This is a genomic window from Sulfitobacter sp. 1A13679 (assembly GCF_043557115.1).
GTDB lineage: Bacteria > Pseudomonadota > Alphaproteobacteria > Rhodobacterales > Rhodobacteraceae > Sulfitobacter > Sulfitobacter faviae.
On sequence record NZ_JBIFFO010000004.1, the window covers coordinates 15,322 to 32,863 of the forward strand.

Genomic DNA, 17,542 nt, shown 5'->3' on the forward strand with positions numbered 1-17,542 from the left:
CTAATCTGCCGATGACATCGCCAGACGCTTGCGCTAAACCCAAGTCTGTCGGCCCCGTGGCTCAACTGGATAGAGCAGCCCCCTCCTAAGGGGCAGGTTGCAGGTTCGAATCCTGCCGGGGTCGCCAGACTTTCATTTTTTCCCTTTCTTTACAGTTGGTTGCAGGGTGAATTTGTCCAACCCATCTGGAGCGTTGGACAAATTATTGAGGTCGAGAAGCGCCAACCCATCGGAAACCATCTTTTCGCGATTGGCCGCTTGCACATAGCGGCGGGCTTCACGGGGATCTTTGTGGGCTAGGAAGGCCATGATCTGAAATTCAGATGCGCCGCGCTCGGCTAAGCGGGTAGCCCCATATTTGCGTAGGCCATGGGCGCGACAAACTTCCGGTAGCTCTGCCGCTACACATTGGTCACGAAACCAATTGCCAAAGCTCTCCACGGTGAAGGGCTTGCCCTTGCTGTGAATGAAAAACTGGGATTGTTCCGCAGGGACCAACAGCAATTCGTCGCGCAGTTCTGGCAGCAAGCAAAGGGGCAGCGATACATCTTGCCCGGTTTTGCCGCGGCGATACCATATCTTTGGCCCTTTGATGTTCTGCCGCCCCATGGCGCAAGCATCCTGACGCGCTGCGCCTGTTCCCAAGATCACCTCGAAGGCCAGCCGCGCCAACGTGCCGGATGCGTGATGAGCACGGAACTGTTCGACTTCTTCAGCGGTCCAAGTGTGAAACCCGGTGGTTTTGGTCTTGCGGCGCTCGACCTGTTCCGCCGGATGCGGCCCTTTGTAGCCCAGCTTCTTCTGAGCATAGCGGTAGAGTTCACCAATTTCTTTATGCAGACGGTTTGCCGCTTCAGGGCCGCCCTTGCGGTCCATCAGGTTTTCGACGTGGTGTGGCTCAAGATCGGCCAAACGGGCGGCCCCGATCAATGCGCGGATCGCATCAAGCCTGCCGCGTTTTGGCTTGCGCGTGCTGGCGCTAAGGCTCTTGAACCCCGTGTTGCTGAGATAGTGGGTGATCACATGGTCGAAGGTGCCGGTAACCGTGCCAGAGGCCGGTGACAGGGCAGGCGGATTGATCGCGGCGTCATAGTCGGCACGGAATGCCTCAGAGCCGTATGGGCCGCGCAGATACACGTCGATCTTACGGCCCTTCACAGTTTTCCGCAGACGCCACCGCTTGCACCCGTGACGGTCAATTGTCGGCTGATTGCCTACGCCGGGAAAGGGGTTTCTGCGCTTGCTCATCCAATCCCCAGCATCTTGTCGATGTTGCTTTTCGCGCTGGTGACAGCCTCACCCTTCGCAAAAACGATGATGTTTCCTTGGCGGTCGATGTAGGCCGCTCCCACTTCCATGTTAGCAGCTACCGCGCCCTTAATGGCGCGGGTCACATCAACCTGTTTGAATGAAGCGGGTGTGTTTGCCATTAGACTTTTGCATCCTCGGGATAGGCCGCGTCCAGCACCTCAATCGGGCTGCACTGCATGCGGTCGCAGACCTCGTTAAAGATCTTCGTCGCGTTGACTGTCAGGAAATGGTCAGCCCCCAGATGGTGCCGCAATTTCGCATAGGTGTCGCGGTCGGAACCCGGCATCCAGATTTCTTCGAATGTCCGCTCACCAGCTACGCCAAAGATGGTATAGCCATGGCTGGGGTGAAACGGCAGCGCCGCCAGACGCAGGGGAAGGCCAGCAATTGGACCTCTCCCGCCATGTGCGAATTGAGCCGCTGCCGCGAATGCTTCTTTTGCACCCATGTGCATTTCCATCAGGGCTTGGGACATGGAAATTTCCATCACATTGAAGAAGGTGAAACGGCGGTGCTTGCCTTGGCTCCCGCCGCCTTCGATCTTGCGATGACCGACGATCAGCTTGCGTTTGACCCAGTTCTGGATGCTCTCAGGGCGAGCGCCGGTGAGGTTCGAAACCTCGGAGGCGCTGAAGATGCCGTTCAGTGTGCTGTCGATAATCGGGTTCATAGCTACGCCTCTAAAGTTCCTTTGACCCTTTATCGCTTAACTCAGATAAAAGGTCAAGAGACTTTATCGAGCTTTTCCGGCCATGCCGCTCATTGCACCACGTCCAATCCATTGATGATTTCACGTGCCATGCTGATCGCCATATCAATGAGGCTTCCGCCGCCATTGTCGGCGAAGGATGTGGCGCTAATCTGCTCGGCTTCGATAGCCATCGACATGATACGCAAGAGGTTTTCCAGCGTGTTGGCCCGGTCTATTGCCGCTTCAATGTGGTCGGGGTGGTTCATCAGTTGGCCTCCTTCTCTGAAAGTTCTGCCTGATGCTCCTTCAGGCCGGTCTGTGCCAGCGCCAGAAAATCCAGCGCGATCTTGGTGCCGGTTGCCAGCGCGTTCTGTTCGGCATCCGGCATTGATCGCGTTGTCATGGACAGCAGTTCGAGCATGTCCCGAACCCGCGAAAGATCGTCCATGGCTTCTAAGAGTGTTTCGTTCGCGCTCATGCCCGCACCCCCTGCGCTACTTTGTAGCTATCGCGGATCATCGCGCGAACATCGCCGAGGAAAATCCAATCCAGTGATGCGCCCGTGTCGATGCAGAAGTTCAGCAGTTCGCGGGCCGGTGCTTCATCATCGCCGATGAGCCTTGCCGGAGCTTCTACTCCAACAACGTCAGCAAAGAACTGCACCCGCGCTTCAGCTTCTACATAATCAATCGGCATAGCCTCTCCGTTCGCCTGAGCGGCGTTATAGTCGGTCATAACTCTGTCTCCTTGGTTTGGGGTTAGGTGGGCGCTATTCGCCCATGCCTTCGGCTTCGAGCGCGTCCGCATGGGCCTGTATCGCGTTGGCCTCCGCCCTGATCGCCTCGATGCTCTCCCGCTGCATCCGCTCACGGATCGCGCGGACAATCTCAGAATTTTGGGAAGCCGCGTTGGCTTCGGCCTGATCCTCGATCCAAGATTTCAGATCGGGCGGTAGCCGTAATTGTAACTGCTTGGTCTTCGACCTCACGTTCACCTCCATAATATCACAACGCGATTATCGCCACTTGCGATCATTGCGTCAAGAGAAAAATCATATCAGATGGCGATGATAGCGAAGGGATAGGCCATGAGTGACGCGCCAAGCCGCAAACAGGAGCAGTTCATCGTTCGGTTTCCAGATGGGATGCGGGACCAAATTAAGGCGGCGGCAGAAGCCAATAACCGCAGTATGAACGCTGAAATTGTACATCGGTTGGAGCTGTCGTTGACAACACAGTCACTGCATGGCGGGCTGGAAAACGTCCCTACAGAACGGTTCATTGAGCTTCTTGGAGAAATGCAGGAAAGGCTTAGAAAGGCCTACGAAGATGAAAAGTAAAATGGGGTGCGACGAGAATGAAGAAGACCGTTACGTTTGATGAACCTATGGAAGCCATCCAATTTCTGGCGGACAGCTTTTACCAACTACAATTGCAGGTACAATCTCTTGAGGAACAGGTGTTTGCTCAGAACTGCATTATTGATCTCCTCCAGAAAGGTGGAACTGACTGCCTAGAATCAAATGAATACTGGATTGATTTACTAGAACGATATGCAAATGAGCTTAGGGACTTCGGACTAAATGCCGGGGAGGCGGAGTATGCCGAAAGAGTCGCAACATTGATTGAGAAATTTGGCGTCGTTCCTCCCAAAGAAAGGCTTAATCTAAAGGTAGTAAAGGGCGGAAAATCGGAGGAATAACCGACCTGTCGATTACCCCCCCCAAGAAAAGTTTCTTTCGCTTTACAGGTATACTGCGATTTAGCGGCCACCTCTTAGGTACTTGGTATCTGCCTGTGAACGGCTGTTAGCTCTCATTTTTGCATCGGTGACTTTCGCCGAGACATTGCCGCTGATCTGCTCAACCTTGGCTTGCCAGCTGCCGTTTTCATCGACGTAAACCCGCACATCCATCTGCCCGCCACCTGTGGAGCCTCGCAAAGCCGCCTGTGCCTGCGGCACGTTGAGGATGCCGCCAGACTGCGAAGGCACGAACACCTCACTATTCGGCGTGTTTTCATTCACCAGATACGCGCCACCAGAGCGCACCGGGCCACCATTCGCCCGCGCCCCGCTGAACGCGCTGATGATGCCGCCGAGTAGACCACCGCCCCCGCCCTTGCCAGCGAATATGCCTTCACCAAAGAGCAGGTATTCCAGCGCAGCCCGCTTGAGGCTATTCGTGAAAGCGTCCATCGCATCTGCGCCGCCCATAGCCGCGTCAATTATGCTGTCTTTCCATTCGCCCTGTATCTTCTCCATCTGGGCCATCTTATCGCGGGCGTTCTCGTACTCACCCGCCAGCTTGCCCACATTGGCCGCTTCGGCGTCGATCTTTTGCAGCAGTTCGTCGGTGATATCCAAGCCGCGCTTCTTGGCCTCATCCAGCAGCTTGTGCTTGACGGTCAGCGCCGCGACTTCTTCTTTCGACTTGCCCAGCATTTCGATAGAACGTTGCAGATTTTCCAGTTCCTTTTCAGCAATGCTGAACAACGGTTCTTGCTCACGTCCACCACGACCACCGCCCGAACGGGACCGACCACCGCCGGACGATCCGCTGCCGCTCTCCAAACCACTCACATCGCCCGAACCGGAAAGGTTAGGCACATCGAAGCGCGTCCGCGATGGCCCCCTGTTGATGAGGTTGCCAAAGCCGAGATTGGCGTTTGTCACGTCATTGGGGATCGGGTTGCGACCACTGCCCTCTAGATTGTAGCCAAGCTTGGGCTTTTCCGGCCCTGCCTGTTCTTTTGCAATCTGCCGCGCGAAGCTAAGCGCGATGCCGAAGTTTTTCGCCAGCTTCGCCGCCTCATCGACCCCTGCTGAAATGCCCCCGGCGAGGTCAACACGGGCGATTTCTTCTGCCGCATCTTGTCCTTCTTGCAGTCGGGCAGCCATTTCGCGGGCCTTCTCCTGCGCCTGCGTGACGCCATCAACAACGTCTTGCGAAACTGTGTCGCCAGCTTCGACTAGCAGATCACGGATTAGGCCAAGCTGAGTTGCCATTGCAGAGAAGTCGCCAGCATCACGCGCAGCCTCTAGCCCCGACTGAGCCTGAGAAATTTGGTTCAGCAGGTCCGGCGATATGTTGATTTCCTGCGCCAGCGAACCGATGTTCGCGAAGTCGCCTTCTACCGCCGCAAGTTCTTCGCGCAGTTCGGCCAATTGGGAAAAAAGGGCAGCAGGAACAGGTTGCCCGGTATTCTCAAACATCGAGATATCGGTCTGTAGCATATCAATCTGGCGTCGAACTTCTTCAGCAGCCTTTCGCCCCGCGTCTGTGTTTGCAGCAGCCATCGCAGCGGCAACAACGCCCGCCGATGCTTCGGACGCCTTCGCAATTTCGCTGGTTACGTCCTCAATGATCCCGCTGACCTTCTCCAAGGCTTCGCGCTTGTCGATCTCAAACAGCGCCAGCGCCATATCCCGAACTTCTTCGGTCAACTCGCCGTATTTTTTGCGCAGCGCCTCAAGGTCAGACACGTCTGCCGCAGTCGCGGACATTGCTGCAAGCGCCGCGTCCGCTTCGCCCACACGGTCAGCGAAGGTCTTGGCCTTTTCTTTGGTTTCCTCGGTTGCATCACCAAGGTTCCAAAGAACAGCGGCCAGCGGCGCTCCTACGGCCAATACAGCGCCCATGATAGCGCCCCAAGGGCCGAAGATGCCCAGAAACTGCGAACCCTGTTGCGTGAAGGCTGTCAGGGCCGATGTGCCGCCCTGCACCTGCACAGCGAAGTCACCGACCTGCCAGCCTGCTTGCTGGAACATGTTGCGGTTGCGGGCCATGAAACCCGTCTGCGCCGCAACCGTGCTATTCATGGCGAGGACCTTGCTTCTCGTGCGCTCGATCTTATCGACGGTCTGGTCATACTCGCGCTGCAAAAGGTCCATGCCCTTGGCGTGACGCGCCGTGGTCAGCGTCCCGGCCTCTAATGCCGCGTTAAGCTGATCCTGCTTGCGCCTCATGCGCTCCTCTGCCGCAGCAAGCGGATTGAACTTGCGCTCAAGGCGGTCAATCTGAGCGGCTGCTGTTTTGGCGTTCTTTTTGAATTCTTCGTTCTTAAGTTCCAGCAGGATCGCGATACGCTCAGTCTGCTCAGTCATGATTTGTCTCGCTTCTGCTGGTGAAAGTTTCGTGCCGCGCCCCGCCTTTGGAGTAGGGCCGCACGATGTCAGGGTTTACCCACTCACTGACTAACGGGCCTGCGTTTTGGGAAACCGTACAAGGCTGCAGGCTGCCGATCTGGCGCTTGGGGGCGAGGTAGGGGACACCCCTGCTTTCGCCACCAGATATTGCGCACGGAGGAGCCGTAGACGGTAAGCGAATTCCGCCCCTCCATTTTTTTATCGGGCGGTACCCCTTAGAAGGTGCCATAGACCAGCGCGTCACCATTCTTGACCGCAAGTGCCAGACGGTTTTCAGCCCGTATCGTGATCAAGTTGCGTGTGAAGTCGTCGTTCTCGAAACCAACCTCGACGCGCGGTGCCCACCGGTCATAGAGCGTCCCTGCCGACATGAAGTCACCGACAAGGAACGACCCTGCTGTCATGCTCTTGGTGACAATGACGGGCAGCCCGAACAGGCTAGGCGCAACAACTGTCTGCGGATCGCCCAACAGATATTTGTTATCATTGTCTTTGAGCAAGCGCATAGCCCACCAGTCAGACGGGTGCAGGACCATGCCTGTGGGCATATAGTCGGCAAGGGTGCATTGCAGGATACCAACGCCAATGGTGTCGATATTGGTCGCGGGTGTGTAGCCTGCCAGCGTGGTCGCATCATAAGCCGTTGCGTTGGGCGTAAGGCCATCGAGGTTCGAGCCTGTGTTGTTGCCAAACAGAAGCTGCTGTTCCTCGACCAATGTCAGACCATATCGCAGCTCACTGTCGATCATGCCCTGCACCTGTGGCGCGTCAGACATGATCTGGTTGCTGGCCTTGGTGAAGTGGGCAATGACCCGCGTGGGGATGTTCTTCAGTTCCCACTCGTATGTGCTTTCAGGCTTGGCCGCGCCCTCTGCTACCGTTGCAGCGTTATTCGTGCGCGTGGTCTGCGAGGCATATTCAACAGTGCCGCTGTCTGTGGCGATGACGTTGAGCAGCGCCCGAACCGGCAGCCGTGTCTGGGGCAGCATGTTCGTCTGATCGCGCATAGGCACGTCGATAGCCCCGCCAGACGTTGCGCCGGTGGTCAGGGCTTTGACGTTCATCTGAACGCTGCCAGAGTTGCGCTGCGAAAGGTCGCTCAGGTCTTCACCCTTGGTCGCAATGAACTGTTGGCCCCATGATTGCGGTGTAGGGTCACCGCCACCGCGCCGGAGCATCTTCTTTTCAACATCGTCCAGGGTGTTGCTCAGCCCCTTGGTGTCCTTCTCAATGCCTTCTAGCCGCGAATTGGTAGCGTCCATCATATCGCCCAGCTTTTGCGCCAGCATGTCGATGGGGTCTTGATCGCCGGATTTGGTGCGCAGGTGTTCGATTGCCTTGCCTGCGGGTGTGATGTGCTTGTCGTGTTTCATGCTCGTGTCCTCATGATGTTGGTTGCCGCGTCGATTGAATCCGCCAGCCGCTTAAGTTTCTGTTCGTCGTAACCGTCTGCCAGCGCAGACCAGCCGCCAGCGGCAAAACGGGCCGCTGCTTTCTTGGACAGGCCACATTCGCGCAGCATGTCGATTGCCTCTGATTTGCTTTCGAGAGATTTGAAGCCTTCGATACGGGCTGCCGGGTTCGCCGGGACCGTAACGATTGAGACTTCGTAAAGCTCGACTTCGACCAGATGGAAGATGCCCCCGCCCGCGTACTTCCGTCCGTCCTTCGATGCCTTGTAGCCGATGGAAAGCCCGCCAGCGTCCCGCGCTTTGATATGCTCGTAAGCGTCACGCCCGCGCTCAGTCTTGAGGTTCAGGAACCCTTCGACCCGCAAGCCCTTGCTGTCCTCGCTCATAGAGGTCCAACGCCCGATTGGCTGTTCCTGCATATGCGACCAGAGCATTACCGGCATTTCGCCGCGCTGCTTTAGGTCTGCCAGCGACTTGGCGAACGCGCCGCGCTGGACAACTTCGCCGTGCCGGTCGGTGTTGCCGAAGATCGAGCCATAGCCCGAAATGCGGCCTTCACTGTCAGCCTTGAGATCAAGCTGAGTTGCCGTGGCGGTGTTTAGATCGTGGTGGAGTTTGATGCTCATAGTTCGACCCGCTGAATACGAAAATTGGAAGGCCGAAGCCCGTCCGTCTGTGTTTTTCGCTTCGTGCGCGGTGTGGTAGCCGCTGCGGTCGAAGGTGAGTTGGCGGTAAGGTGGCCGCTCAATTCACTCAGATAGTAGCATTTGTAACCATCCATAGTCAATGCCCTTTCCCTTCTGGGGCAGGCTCAAGATGGGCAAAAACGCCGCCTTCAATCTGGTCTGCGATGCTGCGGAATGCTTGGGCTGCATGGAATGCGCCATCCACTTTGCAGGCTTGTCCGGCTGAGAATGTCAGCATCCGATCCAGCATCATGCCCATACTCGCCCCTTGTTCGAGCATCAGTTCTGCCGACCGGTGAATGATCTGATCACATGCTTTGCGGGTTTCCTTCGATGCATCCGTCATTGGTCGTCGCCCTCCCGGTGTTTCTTCCCTTCTTTGGCTGCGATCTGATTGAGGTCGATCAGCGTCCGAGTGGCGTTAGCCTGTTGCTGGTACCACTCGGCTTTGCGCCGTAGTGCTTCGATCATGAACTGCTGAAGCTCTGGCGAGTCCTCCGCCATGTTCGCTAGGATTTCGATGAACAGCAGCGGAAACTCTTCGTTTTCCTCGACCATGGGCTGAATGAAGTGCCTCTGGAATTCTGTTAGATCGTTGTCATGCATTTAGGTCATCCTTTTGTTATATTGTAACGTTCTTAATTTTGGACACAGCCGGCCCCCGCATCTGTCCCCCGACATACGCAAAGGATTTTCCTTCGCTTGGGGACAGCCCTACACTTCCATGATCTGTATCCACGCGATGCCCGTGTCGTGGGCCAGCCGCTGTCCCGCTGGGTTTTCTCCAGCCCCGCCCTTCGCAGCTTTGCTCCGGTGCGGTCCCCGCTCTAGGCGGTGGGTTCCTTAGTCGCGCTTCTGAGCCAGACCAGTAGGGGTCGCATTGGCTCGGAGTGGGGTAGTTCCCAGATCATCATCCCCGCCGATATCGCTCGACGGTCAAAAGCTAAGAGCGTGACCCGCGTCCTGTGATTTGCCCCGTATGGGTATGCTCACTATGAACGCAGGCCGATGCTTCACCCGTTACGCCACCGCCGCTCAACAGCAGCGCAACGGGCGGTTAGCTTTCGATCGGGTTGAATTCTCCTTCGCCATCGCTGGCACGGGTGAACAGGTCATTTACCAGCCCGCGCATGACGGGCAGTTGCTTCGCGGAAGGGGTCCAGCCCTTGCGGCGGGACTGCTTCAAAACGGATTGAGCAAACCCCTTAGCCCAAGCTTCCTCAGACCATTGTGCAACGGTTGGCATATGGTGCAGCAGACGCTCTATCTCAGCCCCTGACGCGGCCTTCTGGAACGGTTGGCGGGTATGGTAGGTCATTGCACGGCCTCCCCGTGCAGGGTGCCGAAGATCGCCGCTGAGGCTGTGAGATACGCCTGATCTTCGTCCAACGCCTTCAATGCAGCATAGGCCAGCGCCACGCGCTCAGGAACGCTGAGACGCGCCGCCCATACCGCCGATGCGCTCAACCATGCGTCAGACGTTCCGAGGGTGAGGGCATGACCGGCCACCCGCATAGCCCGCATGTGATCGGGATCGCCCCAATTCAACATTGCGTCGAAGCGGTGTTTCAGGCTATCTTGAGCGGGTAGAATGTCGCGTTTTACAAGATCATTTGCGCCGTTGCGGGGTCCAGCCGCAGCGGCGTTTTCTTTTGGCGGATTGATCCGCTGTCGGTTGGACAACGCGGTATTTTCCGCAATGATATCAATGGGGGGGATTGGTCGGGTTGGACAATCTACAGGGTTGATTTCACAGGGGCTGTTTGCCTCCTGCCGGGGTCGCCATTCGGCGCGTAGGGCGCTGCCGACCACCTCACCCCCTTGTGCCTTGAAATCCCCATCCGGTCTGTCAGATTGCCCCAGATATAATCAGGAATGGCAGAGGCTTTGATGAAAACAGGAACTTTTGTGATCGGTGCGGTCTTGCTGGCCGTTGCCGGATGTACGGTACCGGCGAGTGGGCCGCAGGGCGGCTCGGCCCGTGTGGGCAATCTGCCGGAGGCGGTGGTGAGCCTTGCCGCGCCGAACCAAGATCTGTCGACGGCGCGGTTGCTGCCGGAGGATGGCTGCTATTGGTATCAGCACAACGGCCCGGTCGAGACGACGCTGGTGCCGCTGCGGGCGGTAGGCGGCAATCCGATCTGCACCAAACGCCAAGCCTAACATAGAAACGGGGGCCGCCAAGCGGCCCCCGTTATTCGTTCCAACTTAGCTGCTGGCAACAACGCTTTCTTCCGCCGAATAGAGATAGGCCGTCGAGCCGGTCTGCACATTCGGGTAGAGTTGGTTGATATGTGCCATGATCATCCGCACACAGCCTGAGCTTGCCCGGCCCCCAATGCTTTGTGGCTGCGGGGTGCCGTGGATGCGCAGATAGGTGTCGCGGTTCCCTTCAAAGAGGTAAAGCGCCCGCGAGCCGAGGGGGTTTTCCGGGCCGGGCGGCACGCCGTCTTCAAGGCCCGCGTAAAGCTCGGGATCGCGCTTGATCATGTTTTGGGTGGGCGTCCAATGGGGCCATTGCACCTTGCGCTTGATCGTATAGGTGCCCGGCTCATAAAGATTGCCACGCGCGATCGCCACGCCGTAGCGCATGGCGGTGCCGCCCTCTTCGATATGATAGATATAGCGTGCCACCGCATCGACGTGGATGTCACCGACGCGCAGGTTGTCATTCGCCACGACCCGCTGCGGCAGGAACCGCGGGTGGACGCCCCAAGGGTTGCTGGTCGCCGGATCAAAGCCCGCCGGGGTGACTTGTGCGTCCCAAGCGGCCTTTTCTGCCGCGCTCGGGCGGGTGCGTGCCATCAAGGGGGTGGCAATCGCGCTGGAAAAAAGCGCCGTGGTGGTTTGAATGAAATGACGTCTTGTCAGCATGTGGTCGCTCCGTGGTTGACCTCTCTGCGCAGGGCAGGGTCGTATGCGTGTATGGGAGACTAACGGCCTTTCCTCGCTGGAGGTTCAAGGAAGAAGGCGGTTGCTGAAGAGATTGTGATCTAAAACACACGGTTTTCACGGAAGTACGGGCGCGGGCGGGTGGGCGCGCGCCCCGAATGCTGCGGGGTAGGAGATAGGGAAGGCCCGGTCAGCCGCGCCCGCGGTAGGGCGGCACCCCTTGATCGGGGATCCAGACGCCCTCGGGCAGGGGGCCGGTTTGCCAGAAGACATCGATGGGAATGCCGCCGCGTGGATACCAATAGCCGCCGATCCGCAGCCACTGCGGGTCAAGGAACTCGGCCAACCGTCGGGCGATGGAGATGGTGCAATCCTCATGAAAGGCGCCGTGATTGCGGAAGGAGGTCAGAAACAGCTTGAGCGATTTCGATTCCACCAGCCACGGGCCGGGCACATAGTCGATCACCAGATGGGCAAAGTCGGGCTGGCCGGTCATCGGGCAAAGCGAGGTGAACTCCGGCGCGGTGAAGCGCACGTTATAGGCCACATCGGCCTGTGGGTTCGGCACCCGCTCCAGTTCGGCTTCTTCGGGGCTGGCGGGAATGCGGGTCTCACCGCCGAGTTGTTTGAGATTGCTGTAGATGTCGTCGGACATGGGTGTCTCCATCGGTCAGACGCCGCGCTTGTTGCCCCAGATCAGGACATGAAGCTGCGGCAGGATACGGGGGGCGAACCAGTGATCGGTCATGGCAAGGTCGGTCAGCCAGCCCAAACGGTCGGCCAGCGTCTGCGGGTCCACCGGTGTGGCGGGGTCGACCTCGGGGTTCCCGGGTTGAAGGTAGAGTGGGATATCGAGGTGATGGGCATGCACTTCGCGCGCCCAATGGTAGTCGATCTCGTCAAAGATCACGATCTTCATCACCTGCTGCCGCGCCTGCGCGCCGAGGGTCCGGCAGGCGTCGAATGCGTCCCAGTCGACACGCTCACCGCTTGATGGCGGCTTGGGGGAGAGCACAAGCGTATCGAGATCGGCAAACCATGGCCGCGCGATGGAGCCTTGGGTCTCACAGGCGAAGCGATAGCCCGCGGCCTTGCCCATGCGGATCAGCGGGCCGAAATCCTGTATCGCCGGGTTGCCGCCCGAGAGGGAGACGGTCAGCGGTTGGTCCTTGGAAAGCTTGCGGATCCGGCGCCAGATGTCCTCGGTCGACATGGGGGTCCAGCTATGGCGGTACTGGCTGTCGACGGCATGCAGGCTGTCGCACCAGCTGCACCGATAGTCACAGCCGCCCGCGCGGACGAATACCGTCGGCTCCCCGATCAGCGCGCCTTCGCCCTGAATGGTGGGGCCGAAAATCTCGGCAATGCGCAGGGTCATGGCCGGTATTCCGCCCATGTTTTCGGGGTCTCGCTGACCAGCACGGCAGAGGTCTCGGGCCAGCGGGCGGCGCACCAGTCGTGGAAATGTTTCGCCATGTTCTCGGCGGTGGAGGGGCCGTCCAGCACATCGTTCAGATGCCGGTGGTCGAAGTGATCGTCGATATAGGTCTTGAGCGGTTTCAAGTCGTGGTAATCGCGCACGAAACCATCGGTATTGAGCGTCTCCGCGGCCAGTTCGACCACAACGATGTAGTTGTGCCCATGCAGCCGCGCGCATTGATGATCGTCGGGCAGGTGGCCCAACTGGTGGCTGGCGGAGAAGTGGAATTCCTTGCGAATACGGAACATCAGCCTTTCCCCTGCGCGGCAAGGGCCGTGGTCCAATAGTCGGGGTCGGCGTAGACGGTCGGGTCTGTGACCTCGGCCAGATGAAAGGCTTCGCGCCGCTCGACACAGGTGCCGCAGCGCCCGCAATGGACCGCGCCGCCCTTGTAGCAGGACCACGTCTCAGCGAAGGGCGTGCCATGCTGCGCGCCTTGGCGGACGATCTCGGCCTTGCTGTGCTCGACAAAGGGCGTGTGCAGCCGCACATCGGCATAGCCGTCGAGCGCGGCCTGCTGCATCGCATCGAAGGCGCGGGTGAAACTGGGGCGGCAGTCGGGATAGATGAAGTGATCGCCGCCATGCACGGCGGTGGCCACGGCCTCATCCCCCTGCGCGGCGGCAATGCCAAAGCCGATGGACAGCATGATCGCATTGCGGTTCGGCACGACGGTGATCTTCATCGTGTCTTCGGCGTAATGCCCATCGGGCACGTCGATATCGTCGGTCAGGGCGGAACCCGATAGCGCCGCACCGATCCCGCGCATGTCGATCAGGTGAAACGGCACGCCCAGCCGTTCGGCCGCCGCCCGGGCGAAATCGACCTCTTTGCGGTGACGCTGGCCATAGTCGAAGGAGACGAGCCGGGTGAGGTGATGCACCTCGGCGGTGATATGCGCAAGCGACACGGAATCGAGTCCGCCTGAGCAGATGACAAGTGTTTTCATTTTGGGGCCCTTGTTTTGATGTCCGGGTAGGCTGCGACCGGATGGCGGGGCTTATTTCAGAATTTGCGCGGATTGCAAGCCTCACGCGCGGGCGGGCAGCCGCCGCAGAGGCAGGAGGGTTTCCGCCAAAACCCGATAAAATAAGGATTTTGGCCTTAACGATTAAACCTAAGTTAACTTTAGACAATGCCGAATTCGCGCTATGGTGGGGCTATGTTGAAAAGCACCCAAAGCGTCACGCTCGACGCCAGCCATTATGAATTGATCGAGGCGATGACCGATGAGGTGGTCATTCTTGACGCCACCGGCAAGATTGTCGCGGTCAATATGGCGTGGAAACTGTTTTGCGAAGAGAACGGCGGCGACGCGGGAACGCATTACGTCGGGGCCAATTACTTTGACATCTGCGAAGCGGCGGCCATGGGTGCCGTGGTGCAGGCGGAAACGGTTCTGGAGGGGCTGCGCCAAGCGCTGAAAACCGGGACTTCCTTCGAGGGGGAATACCCCTGCGATGGGCCGGGGGTGCGGCGCTGGTTTCAACTCAACGCCAACCGCTTGACGATCCAAGGCGCGCCTTGCCTGCTGTTGCAGCACCGCAATGTCACGACGCGCCGCATGGCGCATGACGATATCGAACGTGCCCATGTGCAGGCGGAAACCTTTGCCGCCCTCGTGGCCACCACGGGCGAAGCGATCCTGACCTATGACATGGAAGGCCGCATCATCAGCTGGAATCCAGCAGCCGAGCGGCTCTACGGCTATACGGAAGAGGAAGCTTTGGGCCAGTCGGTCGAGCTGTTGTATCCACCGGATTGGCCGACGCGGGTGCTTGAGTATCGCGATCAGATCATGGCCGGCAAGCTGCGCCAGTTCAATGCGGTGCGCGTGGCCAAGGACGGCACCGAGCGCCATGTCACCATCGCCTGCACGCCCATTCGGACACTTTCGGGGGATATCGTCTCGATCTCGAACATCCACCATGATGTGACTGCGACGCGCAAGGCCGAAGAGGTGCGCGATCTCGTCTCGCGTGAGGTCATCCACCGGGCCAAGAACATGCTTTCTCTGGTCACCGCGATGCAGCGTCAAACGGCGAGTTCGGCGGCCTCTCTCGCGGAGTTCAACAAGTCCTTCGGGGCCCGTATTCAGGCGCTGGCCCGCTCCACCGATTTGCTGGTCGATGGCGGCTGGTCTTCGGTGGACCTGGCCGAATTGGTGCGCGCGCAGTTGGACCCGTTTTTGCATTTGCAGGCCAAGGCGGTGGATGTGGATGGCCCCTCTGTCGCTTTGGGACCGCAGGCGTTGCAACTGATCGGCATGGCGCTGCATGAGCTGGCGACGAATTCCACGAAATACGGGGTGATGAGCGACGGCTGCGGCGATATCCAATGCCACTGGTCCCATACCGAAAAGGGGGGGCTGCGTTTTCAATGGATCGAGACCGGCATTACCTTTGACCCTTCTGCCAAAAAAGCCACCGGTTTCGGCAGCAAGGTTCTATCCGTATTGGCCCCCGCCATGGTCAATGGCGCGGCTGAAACGGTGACCAGCGAGAACGCCCTGACCTGGACAGTCACGATTCCCGCCGCGCATTTGGGCAAACTGGCCTGAGCGACGCCGCGCCTGCCGTGCTGCGCAGATGGCCGGTTCACCTAAATCGCCCCTTGGCGGAACTCTCCTACGCTGGAAACTTGTTCCTCCTTTGAGACGTCGTTCGAAAAGCTAAAAGGAGGCTAGGATGGCCGAAGGACAGGGCAAGACCGCGAAACTCTACCGGATGGTGATGGAACAACACCTCTGTCCCTTCGGGTTGAAATCGAAAGACCTGCTGGAGCGGCAGGGCTACCACGTCGAAGATCACCACCTCACGACCCGCGAAGAGACCGATGCCTTCATGGCGAAAGAGGGTGTGGAGACCACGCCGCAGACTTTCATCGAGGGGGAGCGGATCGGCGGCTACGACGATCTGCGCGTGCATTTCGGTTTGGACAAGCCCAAGGAAGAGCAATCGGACACCAGCTATCAGCCCGTCATTGCCATTTTCGGCGTGGCGTTCCTGATGGCACTGGGGCTCTCTTGGTATGCATTCGGCAGCATCTTCACACTTCGGGCTTTCGAGTGGTTCATCTCAATCTCCATGTGTTTCCTCGCCGTTCAGAAGTTGCAGGATATCGAAAGCTTCTCGACGATGTTTCTGAACTACGACCTGCTGGCGCAGCGGTGGGTGCCCTATGGCAAGGTCTATCCGTTCGGGGAGGCGCTGGCGGGTATTCTGATGACCGCTGGCGCGCTGACCTGGCTCTCGGCCCCCGTGGCGATCGTGATCGGCGCAATTGGCGCGGTTTCGGTGATCAAGGCGGTCTATGTCGACAAACGCGAGCTGAAATGCGCCTGCGTCGGCGGGTCGAGCAATGTGCCGCTTGGGTTCGTCTCGCTTACCGAGAACGTCATGATGCTGGGCATGGGGGTCTGGATGCTGCTCAAGGTCTACGGCTGAGTGGAGCAGAGCGATCCGAGTTTCTGGCTTTGGGAGCTGTGGGGGGGGGGGGGTATCTGGTCGGGCTGAGAGGATTCGAACCTCCGACCCCCTGCTCCCGAAGCAGGTGCGCTACCAGGCTGCGCTACAGCCCGACCGATGTGCAGCGCAATAGCGCAGCTTGGCGGGTTTGGCAATTGGTCAGTTGCAGGGATTTTGCGTGGCGTTTGGGGGAAGCGGGGGGAATTGGGGGCGCTGCCCCCGCAGCCTGCGGCTGCTCCCCCGAGGGTATTTGAGAAAGGATGAAGGGGAAGGGGCGGGGCGTGAGACCCCGCCTTAGTTTCTTATAGGCTGGCGTCGAGGGCTTTGAGGATGGCGTCGCCCATTCCCTCGGTCGTGATGGGGGTGCCGCCTTCGGGGCCCATCAAGTCGGGGGTGCGGGCGCCTTCGGCCAGCGCGCGTTCGACGGCTTTTTCCAGACGGGCGGCTTCTTCGCCTTGGTCGAAGGAGTAGCGCAGCGCCATGGCGAAACTGAGGATACAGGCGATCGGGTTGGCTTTGCCTTGGCCCGCAATGTCGGGGGCGGAGCCGTGGACGGGCTCGTAGAGGGCCTTTGGGCGGCCATCGGCATTGGGTGCGCCAAGGCTGGCCGAGGGCAGCATGCCGAGGCTGCCGGTCAGCATGGCGGCGCAGTCACTGAGGATGTCGCCGAAGAGGTTGTCGGTGACGATCACGTCGAACTGTTTGGGTGCGCGCACGAGCTGCATGGCGCCGTTGTCGGCATACATGTGGCTGAGTTCGACATCCGGGTATTCGGCGTCGCGGACCCGTTGGGTGACTTCGCGCCACAGGATGCCGCTTTCCATGACGTTGGCTTTCTCCATGGAGCAGACTTTGTTGCCGCGGCGGCGGGCGAGTTCAAAAGCGGAGCGGGCGACGCGCTCGATCTCGCTTTCGGTGTAGCGCTGCGTGTTGATGCCGACGCGTTCGTTGCCTTCCTCGAAGATGCCGCGCGGCTCCCCGAAATAGACGCCGGAGGTGAGTTCGCGCACGATCATGATGTCGAGGCCCGCGACCACGTCTTTTTTCAGCGAAGAGAAATCGGCCAGCGCGTCAAAGCATTGTGCCGGGCGCAGGTTGGAGAAGAGGTCCATTTCCTTGCGCAGACGCAAAAGGCCACGCTCGGGTTTCACGGAGAAGTCGAGGTCGTCGTATTTCGGGCCGCCCACGGCGCCCAAGAGCACGGCGTCGACTTCGAGGGCGCGGGCCATCGTGTCATCATGCAGCGGGGTGCCGTGTTTGTCATAGGCCGCGCCGCCGACCAGATCATGCTCTACGTCGAAGGCCAGATCGCGCTTTTCGCCGAACCAGTCGATGATGCGCGTGACCTGCGCCATGACCTCGGGGCCGATGCCGTCGCCGGGGAGGATGAGCAAGGATGGGTTGGCCATGGGAAACTCCTGAAAATACGGTTGGAGATTGGGTAGCCTGCGGGTTCC

The 17,542-nt window shown here is 59.1% G+C and carries 25 protein-coding genes and 2 tRNA genes; 6 read left to right on the forward strand and 21 right to left on the reverse strand.

Going from position 1 to position 17,542, the window contains the following annotated elements:
- The first annotated feature begins 50 nt into the window (after positions 1-50).
- Positions 51-127 (forward strand) — tRNA-Arg (locus ACGYLA_RS04350).
- A 5-nt stretch (positions 128-132) separates the two neighbouring features.
- Here ACGYLA_RS04350 and ACGYLA_RS04355 read toward each other — a convergent pair.
- The 7 genes from ACGYLA_RS04355 to ACGYLA_RS04385 form a co-directional block, all read right to left on the reverse strand.
- Positions 133-1,248, reverse strand: a complete 1,116-nt coding sequence (locus tag ACGYLA_RS04355; RefSeq protein WP_394430606.1) for a tyrosine-type recombinase/integrase — start codon at positions 1,246-1,248, stop codon at positions 133-135.
- The gene (locus tag ACGYLA_RS04360) at positions 1,245-1,430 is read right to left on the reverse strand and encodes a hypothetical protein (RefSeq protein WP_067627443.1); all 186 of its coding nucleotides are present in this window, start codon (positions 1,428-1,430) and stop codon (positions 1,245-1,247) included. Before ACGYLA_RS04360 ends, ACGYLA_RS04355 begins: the two co-directional genes overlap by 4 nt.
- Positions 1,430-1,981 carry a hypothetical protein gene (locus tag ACGYLA_RS04365; protein WP_394430608.1) on the reverse strand — a complete coding sequence of 184 codons (552 nt, stop codon included), beginning with the start codon at positions 1,979-1,981 and terminating at the stop codon, positions 1,430-1,432. The genes ACGYLA_RS04360 and ACGYLA_RS04365 overlap by 1 nt, the downstream gene beginning before the upstream one ends.
- 89 nt (positions 1,982-2,070) lie before the next feature.
- The gene (locus ACGYLA_RS04370; RefSeq protein ID WP_067627447.1) at positions 2,071-2,268 is read right to left on the reverse strand and encodes a hypothetical protein; all 198 of its coding nucleotides are present in this window, start codon (positions 2,266-2,268) and stop codon (positions 2,071-2,073) included.
- Positions 2,268-2,480, reverse strand: a complete 213-nt coding sequence (locus tag ACGYLA_RS04375; RefSeq protein ID WP_394430611.1) for a hypothetical protein — start codon at positions 2,478-2,480, stop codon at positions 2,268-2,270. Before ACGYLA_RS04375 ends, ACGYLA_RS04370 begins: the two co-directional genes overlap by 1 nt.
- Positions 2,477-2,737 (reverse strand): hypothetical protein, encoded by a 261-nt coding sequence (locus ACGYLA_RS04380; protein WP_394430613.1) that lies wholly within the window; start codon positions 2,735-2,737, stop codon positions 2,477-2,479. The genes ACGYLA_RS04375 and ACGYLA_RS04380 overlap by 4 nt, the downstream gene beginning before the upstream one ends.
- 34 nt (positions 2,738-2,771) lie before the next feature.
- Positions 2,772-2,990: an Arc family DNA-binding protein gene (locus ACGYLA_RS04385; protein ID WP_394430615.1), complete on the reverse strand. Its 219-nt coding sequence runs from the start codon at positions 2,988-2,990 to the stop codon at positions 2,772-2,774.
- A 99-nt stretch (positions 2,991-3,089) separates the two neighbouring features.
- Here ACGYLA_RS04385 and ACGYLA_RS04390 point away from each other — a divergent pair, with 99 nt between their 5' ends.
- Positions 3,090-3,341 carry an Arc family DNA-binding protein gene (locus tag ACGYLA_RS04390; RefSeq protein WP_394430617.1) on the forward strand — a complete coding sequence of 84 codons (252 nt, stop codon included), beginning with the start codon at positions 3,090-3,092 and terminating at the stop codon, positions 3,339-3,341.
- A 17-nt stretch (positions 3,342-3,358) separates the two neighbouring features.
- On the forward strand, positions 3,359-3,703 hold the full coding sequence (locus ACGYLA_RS04395; protein ID WP_394430619.1) for a hypothetical protein: 345 nt from the start codon (positions 3,359-3,361) through the stop codon (positions 3,701-3,703).
- Between the two features lie 60 nt (positions 3,704-3,763).
- Here ACGYLA_RS04395 and ACGYLA_RS04400 read toward each other — a convergent pair whose 3' ends face one another.
- From ACGYLA_RS04400 to ACGYLA_RS04430, 7 genes are all read right to left on the reverse strand, one after another.
- Positions 3,764-6,106 carry a hypothetical protein gene (locus ACGYLA_RS04400; protein WP_394430621.1) on the reverse strand — a complete coding sequence of 781 codons (2,343 nt, stop codon included), beginning with the start codon at positions 6,104-6,106 and terminating at the stop codon, positions 3,764-3,766.
- Positions 6,107-6,363: 257 nt separating this feature from the next.
- Entirely contained in the window at positions 6,364-7,521 is a 1,158-nt protein-coding gene (locus ACGYLA_RS04405) for a phage major capsid protein (RefSeq protein ID WP_394430623.1), read from the reverse strand.
- The gene (locus tag ACGYLA_RS04410; protein ID WP_394430626.1) at positions 7,518-8,186 is read right to left on the reverse strand and encodes an HK97 family phage prohead protease; all 669 of its coding nucleotides are present in this window, start codon (positions 8,184-8,186) and stop codon (positions 7,518-7,520) included. The genes ACGYLA_RS04405 and ACGYLA_RS04410 overlap by 4 nt, the downstream gene beginning before the upstream one ends.
- A gap of 157 nt (positions 8,187-8,343) precedes the next feature.
- Positions 8,344-8,592: a hypothetical protein gene (locus ACGYLA_RS04415; protein WP_394408246.1), complete on the reverse strand. Its 249-nt coding sequence runs from the start codon at positions 8,590-8,592 to the stop codon at positions 8,344-8,346.
- Positions 8,589-8,852, reverse strand: coding sequence for a hypothetical protein (locus ACGYLA_RS04420; protein WP_394430629.1), 264 nt, complete (start codon positions 8,850-8,852; stop codon positions 8,589-8,591). The genes ACGYLA_RS04415 and ACGYLA_RS04420 overlap by 4 nt, the downstream gene beginning before the upstream one ends.
- A gap of 451 nt (positions 8,853-9,303) precedes the next feature.
- Positions 9,304-9,564 (reverse strand): hypothetical protein, encoded by a 261-nt coding sequence (locus ACGYLA_RS04425; RefSeq protein WP_394430631.1) that lies wholly within the window; start codon positions 9,562-9,564, stop codon positions 9,304-9,306.
- Positions 9,561-10,058, reverse strand: a complete 498-nt coding sequence (locus ACGYLA_RS04430; protein WP_394430633.1) for a hypothetical protein — start codon at positions 10,056-10,058, stop codon at positions 9,561-9,563. The genes ACGYLA_RS04425 and ACGYLA_RS04430 overlap by 4 nt, the downstream gene beginning before the upstream one ends.
- Before the next feature lie 78 nt (positions 10,059-10,136).
- Between ACGYLA_RS04430 and ACGYLA_RS04435 the strand changes: the two genes are divergently transcribed.
- Positions 10,137-10,409 (forward strand): hypothetical protein, encoded by a 273-nt coding sequence (locus ACGYLA_RS04435; RefSeq protein ID WP_394430635.1) that lies wholly within the window; start codon positions 10,137-10,139, stop codon positions 10,407-10,409.
- A gap of 45 nt (positions 10,410-10,454) precedes the next feature.
- Here the strand turns inward: ACGYLA_RS04435 and ACGYLA_RS04440 are convergent, their stop codons facing one another.
- The 5 genes from ACGYLA_RS04440 to queC all read right to left on the reverse strand — a co-directional run bounded on the left by ACGYLA_RS04440 (position 10,455) and on the right by queC (position 13,567).
- A complete protein-coding gene (locus ACGYLA_RS04440) occupies positions 10,455-11,120 on the reverse strand; it encodes a L,D-transpeptidase (protein WP_394409554.1) in 666 nt (221 codons plus the stop codon).
- 208 nt (positions 11,121-11,328) lie between these two features.
- Positions 11,329-11,793: a preQ(1) synthase gene (gene queF, locus ACGYLA_RS04445; protein ID WP_067268534.1), complete on the reverse strand. Its 465-nt coding sequence runs from the start codon at positions 11,791-11,793 to the stop codon at positions 11,329-11,331.
- A 15-nt stretch (positions 11,794-11,808) separates the two neighbouring features.
- Positions 11,809-12,516 (reverse strand): 7-carboxy-7-deazaguanine synthase QueE, encoded by a 708-nt coding sequence (queE, locus tag ACGYLA_RS04450; RefSeq protein ID WP_394430637.1) that lies wholly within the window; start codon positions 12,514-12,516, stop codon positions 11,809-11,811.
- On the reverse strand, positions 12,513-12,866 hold the full coding sequence (gene queD, locus ACGYLA_RS04455) for a 6-carboxytetrahydropterin synthase QueD (RefSeq protein ID WP_394430639.1): 354 nt from the start codon (positions 12,864-12,866) through the stop codon (positions 12,513-12,515). The genes queE and queD overlap by 4 nt, the downstream gene beginning before the upstream one ends.
- Positions 12,866-13,567: a 7-cyano-7-deazaguanine synthase QueC gene (queC, locus tag ACGYLA_RS04460; RefSeq protein ID WP_394430641.1), complete on the reverse strand. Its 702-nt coding sequence runs from the start codon at positions 13,565-13,567 to the stop codon at positions 12,866-12,868. The genes queD and queC overlap by 1 nt, the downstream gene beginning before the upstream one ends.
- Positions 13,568-13,780: 213 nt before the next feature.
- Here queC and ACGYLA_RS04465 point away from each other — a divergent pair, with 213 nt between their 5' ends.
- Complete coding sequence (locus ACGYLA_RS04465) at positions 13,781-15,178, forward strand: sensor histidine kinase (RefSeq protein WP_394430643.1); 1,398 nt, start codon at positions 13,781-13,783, stop codon at positions 15,176-15,178.
- A gap of 127 nt (positions 15,179-15,305) precedes the next feature.
- Positions 15,306-16,064, forward strand: coding sequence for a MauE/DoxX family redox-associated membrane protein (locus tag ACGYLA_RS04470; RefSeq protein ID WP_394430645.1), 759 nt, complete (start codon positions 15,306-15,308; stop codon positions 16,062-16,064).
- A 57-nt stretch (positions 16,065-16,121) separates the two neighbouring features.
- On the opposite strand, the gene ACGYLA_RS04475 is transcribed toward ACGYLA_RS04470, so the two are convergent.
- Both ACGYLA_RS04475 and leuB read right to left on the reverse strand, forming a co-directional pair.
- Positions 16,122-16,198, reverse strand: a tRNA-Pro gene (locus ACGYLA_RS04475).
- Positions 16,199-16,387: 189 nt separating this feature from the next.
- Positions 16,388-17,494: a 3-isopropylmalate dehydrogenase gene (leuB, locus tag ACGYLA_RS04480; protein WP_394430647.1), complete on the reverse strand. Its 1,107-nt coding sequence runs from the start codon at positions 17,492-17,494 to the stop codon at positions 16,388-16,390.
- Between the last annotated feature and the right edge of the window lie 48 nt (positions 17,495-17,542).